Raw genomic sequence first — 14,443 nt, 5'->3', positions numbered from 1 at the left:
AAGAATATAACGAACACATGAAGCGTGAAATAAGCATTGATGTAGAGTCATTACTCAATGCCGTCGCCGATCTGACCGGCGAAACAGTGCAAGAACACGCGGATAACAAAGAGGCGTACATGGTGACCGTACAGGGCAAGCAATACACCACTTTCGGCGCGCTGGCAGAGGCATTTGAACTCGATATTCGCGATTTTACCGTTAACGAAGTGAATAATTGACCACAACGAGCGAATAAAAAAATCCCCGATCGCACAGACCGACAAAAATTACAAATAAAATCAAAAAGATAGTTTGTTTTCGTAGCGTAACAAACTTAAAAATCTTCATTTATTTCAGCCGATTGCGTCAAACCTCGAAGCAAATACGCTAACACTTTAGGCCACTTCAGCCCCACATTTGACGAAGGAAATCCCATGCGCTATAGTCGCTCTGCATATGCAAATTCAGGTGCTGGGATTGTCACCCCGATGAATAAACCGCGCCAATAGACACGCCGCGAGCGTGTTTTTTTATTGGCCCCAGCCAAGTCACATATCAATGGTGGCTCAGGTGGGGGAACCGAAAGGTTCGCCGGTTGGTTTATCCGGTTGTGACAACCCTGTCTGGGCTACCACCAATGAGATTGTCACCTCGGGTTTATAGCGAGTACCGCTATAAACCACTGGAGGTCATTATGACCGCATTATCTATCACACCATTCACTTTTGAAGATCACCTGGTGCGCACCGTCGTCATTAACGATGAGCCGTGGTTCTTTGCTGTAGATGTATACAGCGCCCTTGATATTCAAAACCCCTCTAAAGCCTTGAAAATACTGGATAGCAATGAACGGTCTAACTTTAAGTTAGGGCGTCAGGGAGATGCGAACATCATATCCGAGTCCGGCATGTTCACCTTGGTATTACGCTGCCGTTACGCTGTGAAGCAAGACACCCTGCCCCATCGCTTTCGCAAATGGGTGACGAGTGAAGTCCTTCCCTCAATCCGCAAGACCGGCAAGTACGAGCATCGCGTTTATAAACCCGAATCCCACGAACTTTTCACCGCTAACGATGCCTCCAATCTCGCCCGTCTGATTTGGCACATGAGCCACAACTTCCGCTTCAAGCAAGCATGGAGCAATGGCATATGGTATAATTTACGAGAAGTCACAGGCATTCCCTCACCTCATCCAATGGAAGTCCGCCACATCCCGCATATTACCAGAGAATGCGAACGTATATGGGCTGTGATTGAACGTCTGCAATCTGCTATGGTGGAAGCTGAAAGGCGAACCATTCGGCAACTGGTGCGCAAGCGGGAGAATGTGGATATGCTGTAGCTCGTGACTTTCTGGAAGTGCATCTACCACCTCATCTGCGTGAGCGCTGCGATTTCAGCACCCTGGCAATGGAGTCCGGCAGCTTTATCGAAGACGACCTCAGGGGCCAGTGCTCGAACATGCTGTATTCAATGAAGACCACGGCGGGCCATGATGGCTACGTCTACTGCCTAATCGAGCACCAGAGCCGACCGGAAAAGCTGATGGCATTTCGCCTGATGCGGTATGCGGTCGCCGCGATGCAGCGCCATCTTGAGCAGGGCAATGACCAGTTGCCGGTCGTCATTCCGCTCCTGTTCTACCATGGCACCACGTCGCCCTATCCGTACAGCACACAATGGCTCGATTGCTTTGCTGACCCTGAACTGGCAGAATCAGTCTACAGGTAAGCATTCCCGCTGGTCGATATCTCGGCTATGCCGGATGATGAAATACTGTCCCATCGGCGGGTAGCGCTGCTAGAATTGGTGCAGAAGCACATCCGAACGCGGGATATGCTGGAATTGGTTAACAAACTGGCCGGATTGCTCGAACAGTGGGCCTACCCCAAAGAGCAGTTTCGCAGCTTGCTATACTATCTGGTCGAGGCGGGAAATACCGCTGAAGGGGAAAAGTTTATTCGCGCACTGGCAGAAAAAACGCCGCGCTATCGGGAGGAAGCCATGACGATCGCTGAACAGCTTGAAGCCAAGGGCATCGAAAAAGGAATACTGCTCGGTCGCCAAGAAACGACCACAGAACTTGCACGAAAGTTCCTTGCTAACGGTGTCGATCGCTCTGTTGTTAAGCTATCCATCGGTCTCTCCGACCAAGAGCTGGATGAGTTGGCGCGCCAATAGCTTACCGCGTACTACTCTGTCGCATCCTGTGCCACAGGCATCGACGCCTTAAGCGCATCTATCTCTGCCTGCTGCGCTTTTACTTTCGCGGACAGGTCTTTTATTGCTTCAATCAGCAACGCAGTGATACTGCCGTAAGCCACAGATTTCACATTCTTAACAACGGTGCCATCACTCTCATGGTAATCACCCGAATTACCTACCGCCTCTGGCAGGACCTTTTCCAGCTCATCGGCCATCACACCCGCTTGGCGATGTTCGGCAAGGACATACGTATAGCCCGTCAGCGTTTCGACCTTTTCAAGGCCATTTTCTATTTTCTCAATATCGCTTTTTATCCGCCGGTCCGAGTTATTTTGCCAGTGACCCTGCATGGCATAAGCGCTACCGTCATCCTTAAAAACGAACCACTTCAAATCATTGCTTTTAGCCAGTATCAGACGATGCTCAAAATGGTCATTTATTATGTCGGTGCTGTAGAACTCAGTTCTCATATTCCCGCCGGCATAGGGATTATACTGCAAACTCGCCGAACGCTGCTCACCACCACTTTTTCCTTTGCCATTAAAATGCAGCGTACCGGTGAGACTCCCTCCCGTTTTGGCAATATAATTTCCCAGAGCGGATTTATCCGCTTTAGTCTCCAACGCTGTCTGTTCAGCTTTTTTATCAAGCGCTGATTTATCAGCCTTAGCGTCAAGCTCTGATTTATCCACCTTGCCCGCAACATCCGCCGCCAGCTTTTTAAACGAGTTCAATGTGACCTGCATACCGTCCGGCGCTTCCAGCATCACTTCACCCTCGCCGGTCATGATGTGCTGCCAGCCGTCCATCTGGCGCTGGTAGTAGCGAAGCTGGGCGGACAGCTCACGTCCGAAGTCCACGTACGAGCCACCGTTGTAGGTCACGATGGCGTAGGACACCTCCTTGACGGCTTTGGGTGGCCCGGACACCAGAAGCAGCTACGTGTCGCTCACGATACTGGCAATTTCATACAATGCCACCGTACCTGTGCCCGGTAGCAGCAACATCAATCCTCTCTTCATCCGTTGTCCATGCCGCCAAAGGTGACCAGACCCTTTCCATCGGCTACGCCCAGATGAACTCTGACCCAAGCAAAGCGGCCTACTCCGCCAATAAGACCGAATATGAGTCGCGTTTAAAAACAACCGGTAACGTCTTCGCCCAACATGCCGACAGCGACAAGCAGCCACAGGGCATGTTTATTCGTTATCGCTACAAGCTTGACGATACCTGGGGGGTGATGGGGGCGATAACCTATGCCGTCGGTGATATGGACAATCATTTTCTATCCGGCGAAAAAGCCAAAAATAAAAAGGACGCTAATAAAATAGAAAAGCGATTTAGCAACAGGGTCAAAACCGATTATGTCTCCCTCTTGGCTGGACCGACTCTCAGAGCTAACGAATGGGTCAGTGCCTTTGGTTTGCTCGGCGTCGCCCTGCACTCTGTTGAAAATTCCCTATACGAAACGGATAAAACCAGCATTCCGCCAAAGCAGGTTTCCCGAAACGAAAAATCCAGCAACACTTCGCTGGCGTACGCGCTGGGTTTGCAATTTAATGTTTATAAAGGGCTGGTTATTGATGCCGCCTGGGCAGGCTCGGGTAGCGGCGACTGGAAATCCAGCGGCTTTAATCTCGGTGTCGGCTATCAATTCTAAAAATAGTCCGATGCCCATAATACCGGAAAGGGTTTATTGGCATAAATAATCGTCGTGCCATCATCCCTGTGTTTATTGGCATCGTGCAAAAAGGGACCGGGCATGCCTTTGATACCTGCCGAGCTCATCCCGGCATTGGCTTTATACCCCCGCCGTTCCTTATGCCATATCCCCCATGTGAATGCCGGTATCATGGGGCCTTGGTGCCAGTTGAATAGTGGCATTGCGCTCTGGTGGCGTATTGACATATCCCCTGACCAGCATCGGGACCTCATTCGACGTAAAGGCCACTTTTCCGTCACGACCATAAATAGCAATGCCATAATCGCTCATGGTCGGTACTTTTATATCAAAAGCCACTATTTTCATTCTAATCGCTATTGCCTGTGATACGCCACCACCATCGTATCGATAACCGGAGAGTTGCTGCGTATCGGGATGATATTCAACGCCGACACCAACCGCATCGTAGTGGCAAAACACCAGTGAATTCCTCGACACAGGGATTTTCATGTTTCCGGTAAACGTGATGTCCGCCTTATACGTCATGAACATCCCTTTACTAGGATCGACCACCAAAGGAAAGGCACCTGCACCGTAGATACCGATCCCATAACCATCAAAAGCCGAAACCGTGGGGTAGAGCGCAAACACATAAATATTACCCGGCTTATCAAGGAGTAAATCACCTTTGCGTATGACCTCATTACGGAGTCTTACCGTCCTGTCCTGAATATCGATATAAAACCGTATAGGCGAAAGCGGCGTTTCTATCAGCCAAAACGGTTTCACACAGGCAAAGCAGCTGGCTACCGGGCGGACAACGGTCTGAGTAATCGACTGATGCGCTGCTGGCCACATGAAAATTCCACTTCTTGCCCAGAACTTCGTTCTTTTTTTTCATTTCTATCCTATCGATAAACGTCAGCGGACTGGCATGCGACAGGTTTAAACGCTTGCCAGCATGAAAAACACTTAAGCCATATTCGGACATTAATTTAATTTCCCCAATCGCACTTTCAGATTTCCACCGCCGTCATACACCGATATCGAATCCGAGTTAATGGCCATGCGTCCACCCTGCTGTCGGCCATTGAGCTCAAACGAGCCATCGTTGCGCATAATGGTCCCCGACTGCCCCGGCACATAATTCGCCGAGTACCATGACCCCACCTTGGCCAGTGTCATCCCCGCGTAGTTGATAAACGCTTTATTCATAAAGACTTGGCCATTCTGCACCACAAACGGCACCGTCACCTGACCGTTGGCCCGGTTCAGCAGCGCCAGCCGATCTGCCTCGAACAGCACCTGCGTCTTGACCTGGCCGTCCTTGACTTCGGCTCCGATGGCTATGCCCGCCGAATCATACTGTCCATCGTGGATAATACCCGCCTCGACACTGTGGATAGCCTTACCATCGCCATTTTGTTTAAATACCGTCGTCGCCTTGGTCTTAATGGCCGCTTCGTTCTCGCCCAATTTGACCGACACATGCTCCAGCTTCTCGGCAAACGCCTGCGTCTCATCCACCAAGGTAGTGCGCACCTCGAGGATTTCCGCCTTGCGCTCGCCGTTCTCCTTGCGCCAGCGCTGCATATCGGCATTGTTCGCCAGGGCCGTTTCAATAATGCCGCTGGTGTTGCTGTTCACCTGTCCTGACAGCGCGTCCCACGCCTCACTGGTGACGATATCGTCTTTAATAACTTCCAGAATACCGGCCGCATCATCCTGCGGCAACCCGCTGGCTTCCACAAACGCCGACTTACCCACCACATTGACGCTGCGCACATAAAAATAAAACGTCCGGTTGGGCTTGATATGCGGCCCCTGCACCACCCACAGCGGCCCGGTACCCAGATATTGCACCTGCCGCGTCACCGCGTCGATATCGGCGATGGCCTTTTGCGAAAACCAGAACTCATACTGCGGGCGCAGAACGGTCTTTCCACCGGTCATGGGTCTCACCCCCAGGCTAAAATACCCCGCCTCAATCTCAATCTGCGTCGGTGCCAGCGTGTTGATATCGCCACATCCAGCCAGCGACGGTAGAGCGGGCGGGTCACTTGGGCGATAAAGGTATCCTGCAAAATGCCGTACCCTTCCTGCGCTTCCACCAACTCCTGGCGCTGGGCGCTGTAAGTACCGTCATAGTTACGGGCAATCGAGGAAAAACTGCCCCGCGTCCCCGCAGCGACCGCCCGTAACTGCCCCATAAGAAACGATTCGAGGTTGCTATTGGGCCGGTCAGATTTCACCATGCCAACCTTCTCACCGGGGTGCAGGCCGTCAAACAGCATACCGGGCTCGATATCCAGCTCCCGCGGGGCTTCATCCGCCTTATCGTCGTAGTTGAACGCATCCCCCTTGACGACGTACATCCCCAGCGACGCCGCGATACGTGCCGCTATCCGCTCTGACTATTCATACTCTTTCAAATCAGCGATGCGTATCAGCGCACCAGAGAGCAACGATACCCCGCGTACCTGATGCAGACGGCGGGTAAATTTCAGGTGCAACATCTACGCAGCGTCCACATCATCGTACACGCCGGCGACGAGCCCTTCAGACGGCAGACTGCGCCTATCAGGTTATCCAGTACACTCATCGAAACCTCGCCAGTGAATAACGTGAACGGGTGCCACTGCCACCCAGCTGAGCCAGACGGCTTTCGATTTCCTGTCGCCCGCGGCGGATTTCGCTCAGGTTTTCCAGGGTCATCGACTGCCCGTTCATCATCACGGATTTGCCCATCAGCACCGCCTCTTCCGCGTCGTAATACTTCTCCAGCAGTCGCGTTAAACGTGCCTGCGTCATAGCCATCCTCCCCCGCCGCTTCAGGCCGACGGCGTTTTCCGTTTTTCGGTTTTCAAGGGGCGCTCGCCGCCTTCCGTTTTTTCAGGGACCTTGACCGACGCGGGCGGCGGCGTTTCATCGAGTAAACGCGCCCAGGCGGGCGGTTTAGCCCAGTCAATCTCTTCATAGCCGTGCAATATCACCAGCGCCTGGGCATACACCAACAGGTCAAAGGCTTCATTGTTGCCGCGCCCCGGTTTAGTCCATTTGCCCTCCGGCCCGCGCTCTTCATAGGTCAACTCGTCATAAAACGTTGCCGGCAGCCAGTCGGGGAAATGCACATAGTTTGGCCCCGGCGTGTCGCGCTCCAGTGCGGCGGCCACCCGGTCCTTCAGCGCATTGGTCTGCAACAGGTACAATGGCACATCGCCCCGCGCCCGTGCCCGGCGCTCTGAGCGTTCCGTGTTATCCGGGTAACTGCGGGAAATCAGTTTTCCCCGCGTCAGGCTGTCGCCCTTAAACAGGTAGACCCGCCGTCCAAGGCCATCACGCCGGCATTGCCGCCAAAAATGGTAAGCATTGTCGGTGACCCCGTCTTCACCGCCAGAGTCCACCGCCAGGGCCAGAATGCCCATGCGCGTCTGTGGCCTGGCGCTCAACGGGTAGGTTTTCTCCAGCACATCGGTGCGTAATAGCGCCCAATCTTCCACATAGGCCGCCGGGTTAATCGGCAGGCTCTCCCCCTGCTCATCAGCGCGGGGCGCATGACGGAGCGAGAAGCGGTCTATCACCCAGCGTTCCCCCTGCGCACCGTATCCCGTGACCTGCACCACAAAGCGGCTCTGACGGCCACCCTGCACATCCACGGTCGCCACCAGAAAACGTACTCCCGCCGGCACCTCGCGTTTGCCCAGGCGGCTCGGCACGTGCCATCAGTACCTCGCCTTGCCGTTGCACCTCGGAGCGACGCGGCAGATAGGGCAGTCCCCAGTCGGTATTGATGACCGCTTTCAGGGTCTCCTCGCTGCCGGTCCGTGCATACTCCTGCTCAGCGGTCAATAGTTTGCAGACCAGCTGCGCCCAGGTCTGATAGGCCGCCGCCGGCCCTTCCATCCAGAAGGAGGCAATGCGGGAACGTCGGGGTATGCCCGAGCGGTTGCCATGCCGATCAATCTGCTGACCTTCAATCAGCCAGACGCCGCGGTTGTTCAGTTCGCGCTTCTGCGTCGCATCAATCCGTCCCTGGCAATGCGGACAACACAGGTGTGCCGCCTCGCTCGCCTGTACCGGGTCGGTGATATCACGATAGCCGGTCACCGTGCCCATGGCGGGCTTGAAATATTCGCCGCAATGCGGACAGGGCCAATACCAGCGCCGCCGATCACCCCGATTGTAGAGCGACAGAATGCCGGTCGTGGGCGGGGCTTGGTGGGGAAACTCCTGGTGCCATTTGACATCGGTGATTTCGCGTCCCGGCGAGCTTTCGACAAGCGTCATGCCCGCCGACATGAAGGTGGTTGTTCGCTTGGAAGCCAAGGAAAACGCATCCCCTTCGCCATCAATATCGGCGGGGAAGCGGTCATAATCGGTGAGTGCCACGCGTTTATAATCGGACGAGGAAAAAATACTGATAGACGGCCAGCCTATTTTGAGTACCGAACCATCACGAAAAATCTTATCATGCACATTGTTATCATTACGTTGAGGACTCAAACGGCGTGCCGCTTCGGGACTGGCACGAAACGTTCGGGCCAGACGCTTTTTAGAATGCTCCTGGGCTTTTTCCTGCGTCATCTGCACCACAAGCAAACCTGCCGGATAGCACACGATGCTGTAGATTATCCAGCCATCAATCAGGCCGAGCGTTTTCCCCGTTCGCGCGGGCCCCACAAACACCACAGCGTCGAATTCTCGTTTTGCCAGACAATTCATCGGCTCAACAATATAGGGCGTCAGGTTGGGCTCCCAGGGTAATGAGTTTCCTGCGCCCATTGGCACCCGCATATACTGGCGAACCGCATCCGCTACCGGCATCCTCCGTGGAGGAAAGCTAAGACTGGAGATGTCTTGTCCCAGCACTACCGCTGAAGCATATTTTTCACTCATTTTGCTCTTCATCAGGCTCTTCCTGCGGTTTATGAACGGCAGCGCACATGGTGTAGGCATTCTCCCCGAAACCCTCACGCGCCTTATCGATAGCATCCTGCACTACAGCGACGGCGGAGGGCGTTAACGCCGCATCACGCTCCAGAACATCTGGAAGGGTTTCAAGTACCTGAACCAATGCTTTCATTAGGGCGGAATAAACCGCAGTCACCTCATGCACCGGAATAAGCTGACGCTGCTCCTTTTCCAACCAGATCCGGCCTTTTTCGGAGTCAAACCAATCTTTGCGCTCCTTTGGCGTCATGTCGTCAGAGTTCTGATTAGCTGCGGTGTCCCCGGTATTCAGCTGACCAAAGAGCGCGGGTACCACCTGATGCAGTGCATAGACCGGATTACCCTTTACCGTACCGGCGATAGGGATGTTGGCTTCCAGAAGGCGATTTTTTACAGACCGTCGGTCAAGCCGGCATGCCTCAGCAATTTTAGCGACACTCCACTGGTAAACATCGCCAATATTGCTGATGTTAGACATGTGTCACCTCATGCACAGCTCAACTGTACAGCTCAAAATCAAATATACCCTTTAAAATCATTTTGTTAGACGCAATCCACCTGTACATGGTTTTTTCAAAATGTACAGGTAGATTATTAATTTAATCATTTTTATCAATAGGTTAAATGACCTGCTGCTGTGCGCATGAAAACCCAAAAATGAGCCGTTTCCCTCGGGGGCGCCGCCGCCTCGTGGCAAGGGGGCCCCCGCAGGAGTACCTTTTACCCATTCCTTGTGCGTCATCGATATATCAGCAGAGCGTGGTGAACCTTACTTTTCGGGGGCATCGCTGAAGCCTCTCATTGCATCAATCTGCCTCAGCGCCGCTTTATCCTGATTGCACATCTCCAATGCCAGCAGCAGCTTCTCATTGAGTATCACGCTGTCGCCCCAGGTCATGCGCTCCGGGATAACTGGCGGTGGACAGTCATCGAGCAACGTGGCCGGTATCGGCGCGGGCGGGATGGGCAGGTATCTGGTCTGTGTGTGTACGCAGCCCGTTAACAGCACTGGCAGGCACAGACAGACGAGCACAGCGCTCAGGCGTAAGGGCCTCACGTATCTGGATGATACGCAGCTGGAAGTCCTGCACCGCGTGCTGATGTGCATCCTGTGTTGCTCCGGCTATCTGGTTGAACAGCGCTACCGCCTGTTCATAGTGGGTAAACTGTGAGCGGGCGGCGTCACGCTCGGCGACCATCGATTGGTTGGTCTGCTTCAGACGGGTGATTTCGAGGCTCTGAATTCTAACCACTATAGCGAGAGCGGTCATCCGCCAACCGAGAGCAGTGTTCATCGTGCAGCACCCTTGCGTTTCGGCTGATATTGACTTGCCACACCTTGGCAATATGCAGGCAGTCATCAAACATCTTGCCCCTGGCACTGGCGGAAGCACTGCGGCGGTAATGGTCTACCGCCCTGTCTGCACCCTTCAGGGCGACCGATTGCTCATAGCCCTGCTTCACCAGTTCAGCGACCACATGCTTTTCAATGAATGGCGTGTAGTCCTTTATGCTGCTTCCGGATCCTCGTCAGCGTCGGGAAAGTCACCCATGTCACACAACTTAAATTGGATGAGATCTTTCACCAGTTGCTCAGCTTTCTTGATGGCTTTCTTTTCTTTCTTACGCAGGGTAAACAAAGCGCTTCCTACCTGACCATGCTCCTTAAAGGAAAACTTTTCAGCGGCTGCAACACGATTTTGCATCTCGCTGATTGCCATCTCTGCCAGTCCGGAGAAAATCAAGCAGGTTAATATCCTTGCCACCTTCGAGAGCGGTCATGTGATCGAATACCTGCGCTTGAAGTTCGTAGCTGTAGCTCATTGCCATCAAACAGGCTTCACGCTTAAAGAAGCGGTAGCAGGGATATGTGCGACCTTTTTCGTCTGTGTAATCTGCTAAAAATTTAGTAGATTGATTTTCACCCAATACTTTGGGCGTTTTCGCCATGAAATTATTGTGTTGAAGACGACGATACTTCTTGTATGGGAACTTCAACCCCTCAACTTCTGCTTTAGCTTTACGTTCAGCGTTAATGTAATCGACCATTTCAAGACTGCTCATAGTCGGCTGTTCGGATGTTGGCAGTACGACAATATTCTGATACTTTATCACTATTGGTTTTATGCGCACGAGGATGCGCAGGCGAAAAAAAGCCCCGCGGAATGCGAGGCCCATTGATTTGGATTAAAGAATGACAGAGGCTTCAGACAAAACTCGCGCTCTACTGCCCGCCGACTGACCAGTCCCTTCGAGACCTTGCCGTCAATATACTTCCAGCGCCGCATGCACCGGCTCTGTCTCCGGCGTTCAGCGTCTTCAGTAGCGTAGAGCGCGCAAACGCCCCGCTGCCGACGTTGTAGACGAACGAGGCCAGCGCAGCTTTTTGGCTCTCAGTCAGTGGTACGGTAACATTGGCGTCAACGACGGCCATTGCCGCTTTCAGGTCACTCTCCAGTAGGGCCTGGCATTCCTCAGCGCTATAGCGTTTACCGGGAACGATATCGCTATGGTATGCCCATAACAGACCGACAACACACCACCGGAATCCCGATAGGGCGTGTAGCGCACGCCTTCGTGCCATTGGATGAGTACGGTCGCTAATGCGATAGCGCCGCCTACTGTGGCTTTTATCACTCGGTTACGCAGCTCGGGATTCATTAGTCGCGCTTCGTCCTAAAACGGTATTCTTTATGCCGGTAAATCCAGTTCAGCAAAAAGGTCGCCAGCGTACAGGCGATACCGGTAATCAATGCCCATTCACTGAGCGAGAACGCACCCAGCAGGCACGTGACAAAGCCCCAGCTGTAGGCAGAGCCGGTAGTAAGTTTTTCCATGGGTATTCTTGGAGTTATTACGCTACCTCGTCCGGGGTGGCTATCAGTCAGAAAAAAGGCCACGCCGGAGCGTAGCCTTGAAAAATGCGTCAAACACGAATTATGCTTAACTTGAGTTACCAGTACTTATCAGACTGCCTACCCATAACGAAAAGGACATCGCCATGAACAATAAACCGACAGCCCATCAACTTGCTTTTGAATACCTTCGCAGACTGTCCGAGGAGCTAAGCCCTGCCGATTACCTGAAAAAGTTTGAACAGCTGGAATCAGAATTCAGTGCATTACTTCACTCTTCAAGTTTCAATGATAAAACCACGGGGCTGTGCGAGTTTCTATCGCGCTTCTGTCCAAAATGCAAAGCTGATAGTCAGCGCTGAAACCTTTAGAAAGCAAAAGCCCCGGCATTAGCCGGGGCTTTATCGCACATCTGTGCAAAACTGATACGGACTGGACAACAATCAGATGTGCGACCTAATAATTTTATTCAGCAATCAGTGGCTGTCAATAGCAAAAAGCCCCAACTCACCAGAGGGAGTTGAGGTCTTGACGTAATATAAATCATCTGATGTAGTCATCAATATTATATTAATATATCAAAGATTCTACGATTGTAAAATTTTTTCCCTTATTTAACAAATGTTAAGCTGCTACACATTTTGGGGCTGGCTGCCTTTTTACATCAGGATCCATTTCCAGGCTGACGTCCAAGGCCATAAGGATACCCTTCAAAAATCCCTTCAGCATTTTGCAACTTTCTCCCGATATAACAATCAGAACAGCCATGCTCTGACGCTAGTTTCATAAATTTTTTACCAAAAATGTAATAGTCAAATAATAAATTATGTGCATTTAGGTTTTTCTTGTTCAGGGAAGCTATACATCTTGATATGATGAGTCCGTCATCATCAATGCACTGCTCTCGGGACTTAATTTTTGATGGAACAAGTTCAGAGAAGCCGGCAGCAATTGGACGCCAATAAACATTTTCGCGATTATTGGCTGCCCATGCTCCCCACCGCGCCAGTACCTGCTGAATATCTCTCATTTTACCGCTCCCCAGCTTTTGCCGTTTTTGATGCTGTAGATGTTCTGCTTGCGAACCTCGAATTTCCTCGTCACCTCCGCCACCGGCATACCGGAGGCCAGCAGCGCCCGGACAAGCGGAATATCGCTCGCGGTAAGCCGCCCTCGTGGTCTCATGCTGCCTCCCCCATGCGATAGGTAATGCCCTCCTGATACCAATCCGGTAGCGTGAACTCGATGCGCCAGATATTTCCGCCAGCCAGTAATTCCCTAAGGCGCTTGAGTTCATCCTTCATGTGCTGGTAAATCTCCTCCATCTGCAACGGCTTCAAGCGTATTGGCATCGCTGCCAAATGCGCCACGCGGTCAATAGTCATCTCTCCGTAGGTGATGTTCGCGTGCATCGTAAACTCATACGGGTCTTCTCCTAATTTGCGGTGGCAGCCCGCACAGTGAGCAAAGGCGTTGAAGGGATGATAGCGGGTCGCCTTGTGTCGGCGGGATTTGAAATGGGAGCAATGGAGATTACCGTGGTCGTGATGAAAATAGTTACCGCAGTAATCGCACTGCCAGTTGGTTCTTTCTCGGACGAGTTCAGAAAATACCGCGTCATGCTTATCTCGTTTCAGTGCCATACCTACCCCCATATTCGGCTCATCAGCGCCTGCTTCCTTACCGTAGTCATCCCTTTTGAGGTGGTTCGCCACGGTCGCCAGATGAACAACACGCTGCTCTTGCTGTTACCCGCCTTGCCCTTCTCGCCGGTTTCAGCGCTGATAAACAACAATCGCACCTCATCTGCCGTTTTCTGTGCCTGAGCGAACCACGCCGTCGAGGTGTCGGAAGGGAGAAGCATGACGATAGTCTGCTGCTGTACCGCACACTGCTCGGCGGCCTTTTTCATCTACGGCATGATATTGCTGTACGGGGGATTGCAGAAAATGGCACCCCGAGTCTGCCAATCGCAACTCAGGGCATCATCCTCTTTTTGTCAGATAGTCGAGACACAGGGCATTATCGTGGTCGGCGGCAGCGTCAAGGCAGAACCCGAACTCTGCATTCAATGCCTGAAAGACCTCGTGCGGCGTTCGCCATGTATCTTTGTGCTCTGGCCGGGTGTTTGATTTTAGTGCCATATCCAGTTCCACATTTTGTTAACCATTGAGCGTGGCGTTGGTTTGAGGTATTTCTGTTCGCGAAGGGTGACGACGACATCCCAATACTGCGGGTTACTGCTCAGTGACCTGACAACACAATAATCCTTGCCTTCGTAGTGCCTGATGAGGTGTTCAGCCTCTTCCTGGTTAACCCGTCATACCTGAAACAGCTCTTCTTCATCCGACTCTCCCAAAATAATCCCCTGAATAACGCACCTCCCACAGCCTGACGCCGTTTCCCACTGCCCAGACTTGCGAGTACTCAATCAAACTGTTCATGCGCTTCACGCCCATCTGAGCCGTGCTCTCGCGGATGCTGCAAAACTCCCCCTCCAGCCCTGTAACGACTTCTCCCGGCCTGCCTGTGGCGATGGCATGGCCTGAGACGAACAACGCTTTCCAGTCCAAAAGCGGACGCGGTTTATCTGCCCACAACACTTGCCGAGAGACATCGGTGCATAGCGCATGAAACAAATTGTTCTGCGGCAAATTTCTTGTGCTGTCGTTGATGGTAATTTCGAGAGGGCGGTGTTCGTCGGTGGGGAGTGAATCAATAAACGCTTTCAGGTTTTCTCGTATTCGTTCATCACGCAGCAGGAAGCGTGTTTTGTCCATTAACCACC

17 protein-coding genes and 7 pseudogenes are annotated in these 14,443 nt (G+C 52.5%); 6 read left to right on the top strand and 18 right to left on the bottom strand.

Features of this window, described 5'->3' with window-relative positions; translation table 11 throughout:
• Positions 1-17 precede the first annotated feature (17 nt).
• The 4 genes and pseudogenes from SGP1_RS11055 to SGP1_RS11045 all read left to right on the top strand — a co-directional run bounded on the left by SGP1_RS11055 (position 18) and on the right by SGP1_RS11045 (position 2,163).
• Positions 18-221, top strand: a complete 204-nt coding sequence (locus tag SGP1_RS11055) for a DUF2525 domain-containing protein (protein ID WP_050747579.1) — start codon at positions 18-20, stop codon at positions 219-221.
• Positions 222-540: 319 nt separating this feature from the next.
• Positions 541-645 (top strand): ash family protein, encoded by a 105-nt coding sequence (locus tag SGP1_RS33315; protein WP_148203471.1) that lies wholly within the window; start codon positions 541-543, stop codon positions 643-645.
• 31 nt (positions 646-676) lie between these two features.
• Positions 677-1,324 carry a BRO-N domain-containing protein gene (locus tag SGP1_RS11050; RefSeq protein ID WP_011411066.1) on the top strand — a complete coding sequence of 216 codons (648 nt, stop codon included), beginning with the start codon at positions 677-679 and terminating at the stop codon, positions 1,322-1,324.
• An 11-nt stretch (positions 1,325-1,335) separates the two neighbouring features.
• Positions 1,336-2,163: pseudogene (locus SGP1_RS11045) on the top strand (Rpn family recombination-promoting nuclease/putative transposase).
• Positions 2,164-2,174: 11 nt separating this feature from the next.
• Here the strand turns inward: SGP1_RS11045 and SGP1_RS11040 are convergent.
• On the bottom strand, positions 2,175-2,996 hold the full coding sequence (locus SGP1_RS11040) for a tail fiber domain-containing protein (protein WP_148203470.1): 822 nt from the start codon (positions 2,994-2,996) through the stop codon (positions 2,175-2,177).
• Between the two features lie 164 nt (positions 2,997-3,160).
• Between SGP1_RS11040 and SGP1_RS11035 the strand changes: the two genes are divergently transcribed.
• Positions 3,161-3,847, top strand: a complete 687-nt coding sequence (locus tag SGP1_RS11035) for an Ail/Lom family outer membrane beta-barrel protein (RefSeq protein ID WP_148203469.1) — start codon at positions 3,161-3,163, stop codon at positions 3,845-3,847.
• Positions 3,848-4,006: 159 nt separating this feature from the next.
• On the opposite strand, the gene SGP1_RS11030 is transcribed toward SGP1_RS11035, so the two are convergent.
• The 12 genes and pseudogenes from SGP1_RS11030 to SGP1_RS10980 all read right to left on the bottom strand — a co-directional run bounded on the left by SGP1_RS11030 (position 4,007) and on the right by SGP1_RS10980 (position 11,637).
• On the bottom strand, positions 4,007-4,708 hold the full coding sequence (locus tag SGP1_RS11030; protein ID WP_011411063.1) for a DUF6453 family protein: 702 nt from the start codon (positions 4,706-4,708) through the stop codon (positions 4,007-4,009).
• Between the two features lie 132 nt (positions 4,709-4,840).
• Entirely contained in the window at positions 4,841-5,803 is a 963-nt protein-coding gene (locus SGP1_RS11025; protein WP_041866912.1) for a phage tail protein, read from the bottom strand.
• Positions 5,804-5,862: 59 nt separating this feature from the next.
• A pseudogene (locus tag SGP1_RS11020) lies at positions 5,863-6,366 on the bottom strand (phage portal protein); the annotation flags it as partial.
• Between the two features lie 82 nt (positions 6,367-6,448).
• On the bottom strand, positions 6,449-6,661 hold the full coding sequence (locus SGP1_RS11015) for a hypothetical protein (RefSeq protein WP_041867503.1): 213 nt from the start codon (positions 6,659-6,661) through the stop codon (positions 6,449-6,451).
• Positions 6,662-6,681: 20 nt separating this feature from the next.
• Positions 6,682-8,746 (bottom strand): annotated as a pseudogene (locus SGP1_RS11010) (phage terminase large subunit family protein).
• Positions 8,739-9,278, bottom strand: coding sequence for a DUF1441 family protein (locus SGP1_RS11005; protein ID WP_011411061.1), 540 nt, complete (start codon positions 9,276-9,278; stop codon positions 8,739-8,741). The pseudogene SGP1_RS11010 and the gene SGP1_RS11005 overlap by 8 nt, the downstream one beginning before the upstream one ends.
• Before the next feature lie 291 nt (positions 9,279-9,569).
• Entirely contained in the window at positions 9,570-9,809 is a 240-nt protein-coding gene (gene lysC / locus SGP1_RS36375) for an Rz1-like lysis system protein LysC (protein WP_041866911.1), read from the bottom strand.
• Entirely contained in the window at positions 9,727-10,095 is a 369-nt protein-coding gene (locus SGP1_RS10995; RefSeq protein WP_041866910.1) for a hypothetical protein, read from the bottom strand. Before SGP1_RS10995 ends, lysC begins: the two co-directional genes overlap by 83 nt.
• A complete protein-coding gene (locus SGP1_RS33310) occupies positions 10,046-10,279 on the bottom strand; it encodes a hypothetical protein (protein WP_243466240.1) in 234 nt (77 codons plus the stop codon). Before SGP1_RS33310 ends, SGP1_RS10995 begins: the two co-directional genes overlap by 50 nt.
• A gap of 29 nt (positions 10,280-10,308) precedes the next feature.
• Positions 10,309-10,864 (bottom strand): annotated as a pseudogene (locus SGP1_RS33305) (Rha family transcriptional regulator).
• 59 nt (positions 10,865-10,923) lie between these two features.
• Positions 10,924-11,461 (bottom strand): annotated as a pseudogene (locus SGP1_RS10985) (lysozyme).
• Positions 11,461-11,637, bottom strand: coding sequence for a phage holin family protein (locus SGP1_RS10980; RefSeq protein ID WP_041866909.1), 177 nt, complete (start codon positions 11,635-11,637; stop codon positions 11,461-11,463). The pseudogene SGP1_RS10985 and the gene SGP1_RS10980 overlap by 1 nt, the downstream one beginning before the upstream one ends.
• Before the next feature lie 164 nt (positions 11,638-11,801).
• On the opposite strand from SGP1_RS10980, the gene SGP1_RS27310 reads away from it, so the two are divergent.
• Entirely contained in the window at positions 11,802-12,017 is a 216-nt protein-coding gene (locus SGP1_RS27310) for a YdiH family protein (RefSeq protein ID WP_083764738.1), read from the top strand.
• A gap of 262 nt (positions 12,018-12,279) precedes the next feature.
• Here the strand turns inward: SGP1_RS27310 and SGP1_RS27305 are convergent.
• The 5 genes and pseudogenes from SGP1_RS27305 to SGP1_RS10965 form a co-directional block, all read right to left on the bottom strand.
• A pseudogene (locus tag SGP1_RS27305) lies at positions 12,280-12,685 on the bottom strand (antiterminator Q family protein).
• Positions 12,682-12,840 (bottom strand): hypothetical protein, encoded by a 159-nt coding sequence (locus SGP1_RS30750; protein WP_158302357.1) that lies wholly within the window; start codon positions 12,838-12,840, stop codon positions 12,682-12,684. The pseudogene SGP1_RS27305 and the gene SGP1_RS30750 overlap by 4 nt, the downstream one beginning before the upstream one ends.
• Positions 12,837-13,298: a hypothetical protein gene (locus tag SGP1_RS10975; protein ID WP_041867442.1), complete on the bottom strand. Its 462-nt coding sequence runs from the start codon at positions 13,296-13,298 to the stop codon at positions 12,837-12,839. The genes SGP1_RS30750 and SGP1_RS10975 overlap by 4 nt, the downstream gene beginning before the upstream one ends.
• A 2-nt stretch (positions 13,299-13,300) precedes the next feature.
• Positions 13,301-13,799, bottom strand: a pseudogene (locus tag SGP1_RS10970) (phage N-6-adenine-methyltransferase).
• A 198-nt stretch (positions 13,800-13,997) separates the two neighbouring features.
• Positions 13,998-14,435 (bottom strand): recombination protein NinB, encoded by a 438-nt coding sequence (locus tag SGP1_RS10965; protein WP_011410799.1) that lies wholly within the window; start codon positions 14,433-14,435, stop codon positions 13,998-14,000.
• Positions 14,436-14,443: the final 8 nt, after the last annotated feature.

The sequence above is a fragment of the Sodalis glossinidius str. 'morsitans' genome (assembly GCF_000010085.1).
Classification (GTDB): Bacteria; Pseudomonadota; Gammaproteobacteria; order Enterobacterales; family Enterobacteriaceae; genus Sodalis; species Sodalis glossinidius.
This window is presented reverse-complemented; position numbering and strand designations above follow the sequence as displayed.

Coding starts and splice junctions, on each gene's coding strand:
- SGP1_RS11050 (WP_011411066.1), top strand. CDS start 677: ATGACCGCATTATCTATCACACCATTCACTTTTGAAGATCACCTGGTG.
- SGP1_RS11015 (WP_041867503.1), bottom strand. CDS start 6,661: ATGACGCAGGCACGTTTAACGCGACTGCTGGAGAAGTATTACGACGCG.
- SGP1_RS11035 (WP_148203469.1), top strand. CDS start 3,161: ATGCCACCGTACCTGTGCCCGGTAGCAGCAACATCAATCCTCTCTTCA.
- SGP1_RS27310 (WP_083764738.1), top strand. CDS start 11,802: ATGAACAATAAACCGACAGCCCATCAACTTGCTTTTGAATACCTTCGC.
- SGP1_RS11030 (WP_011411063.1), bottom strand. CDS start 4,708: ATGTGGCCAGCAGCGCATCAGTCGATTACTCAGACCGTTGTCCGCCCG.
- SGP1_RS30750 (WP_158302357.1), bottom strand. CDS start 12,840: ATGAGACCACGAGGGCGGCTTACCGCGAGCGATATTCCGCTTGTCCGG.
- SGP1_RS10980 (WP_041866909.1), bottom strand. CDS start 11,637: ATGGAAAAACTTACTACCGGCTCTGCCTACAGCTGGGGCTTTGTCACG.
- SGP1_RS33315 (WP_148203471.1), top strand. CDS start 541: ATGGTGGCTCAGGTGGGGGAACCGAAAGGTTCGCCGGTTGGTTTATCC.
- SGP1_RS11040 (WP_148203470.1), bottom strand. CDS start 2,996: ATGGACGGCTGGCAGCACATCATGACCGGCGAGGGTGAAGTGATGCTG.
- SGP1_RS11055 (WP_050747579.1), top strand. CDS start 18: ATGAAGCGTGAAATAAGCATTGATGTAGAGTCATTACTCAATGCCGTC.
- SGP1_RS10965 (WP_011410799.1), bottom strand. CDS start 14,435: ATGGACAAAACACGCTTCCTGCTGCGTGATGAACGAATACGAGAAAAC.
- SGP1_RS11025 (WP_041866912.1), bottom strand. CDS start 5,803: ATGACCGGTGGAAAGACCGTTCTGCGCCCGCAGTATGAGTTCTGGTTT.
- SGP1_RS10975 (WP_041867442.1), bottom strand. CDS start 13,298: ATGGCACTGAAACGAGATAAGCATGACGCGGTATTTTCTGAACTCGTC.
- SGP1_RS10995 (WP_041866910.1), bottom strand. CDS start 10,095: ATGAACACTGCTCTCGGTTGGCGGATGACCGCTCTCGCTATAGTGGTT.
- SGP1_RS11005 (WP_011411061.1), bottom strand. CDS start 9,278: ATGTCTAACATCAGCAATATTGGCGATGTTTACCAGTGGAGTGTCGCT.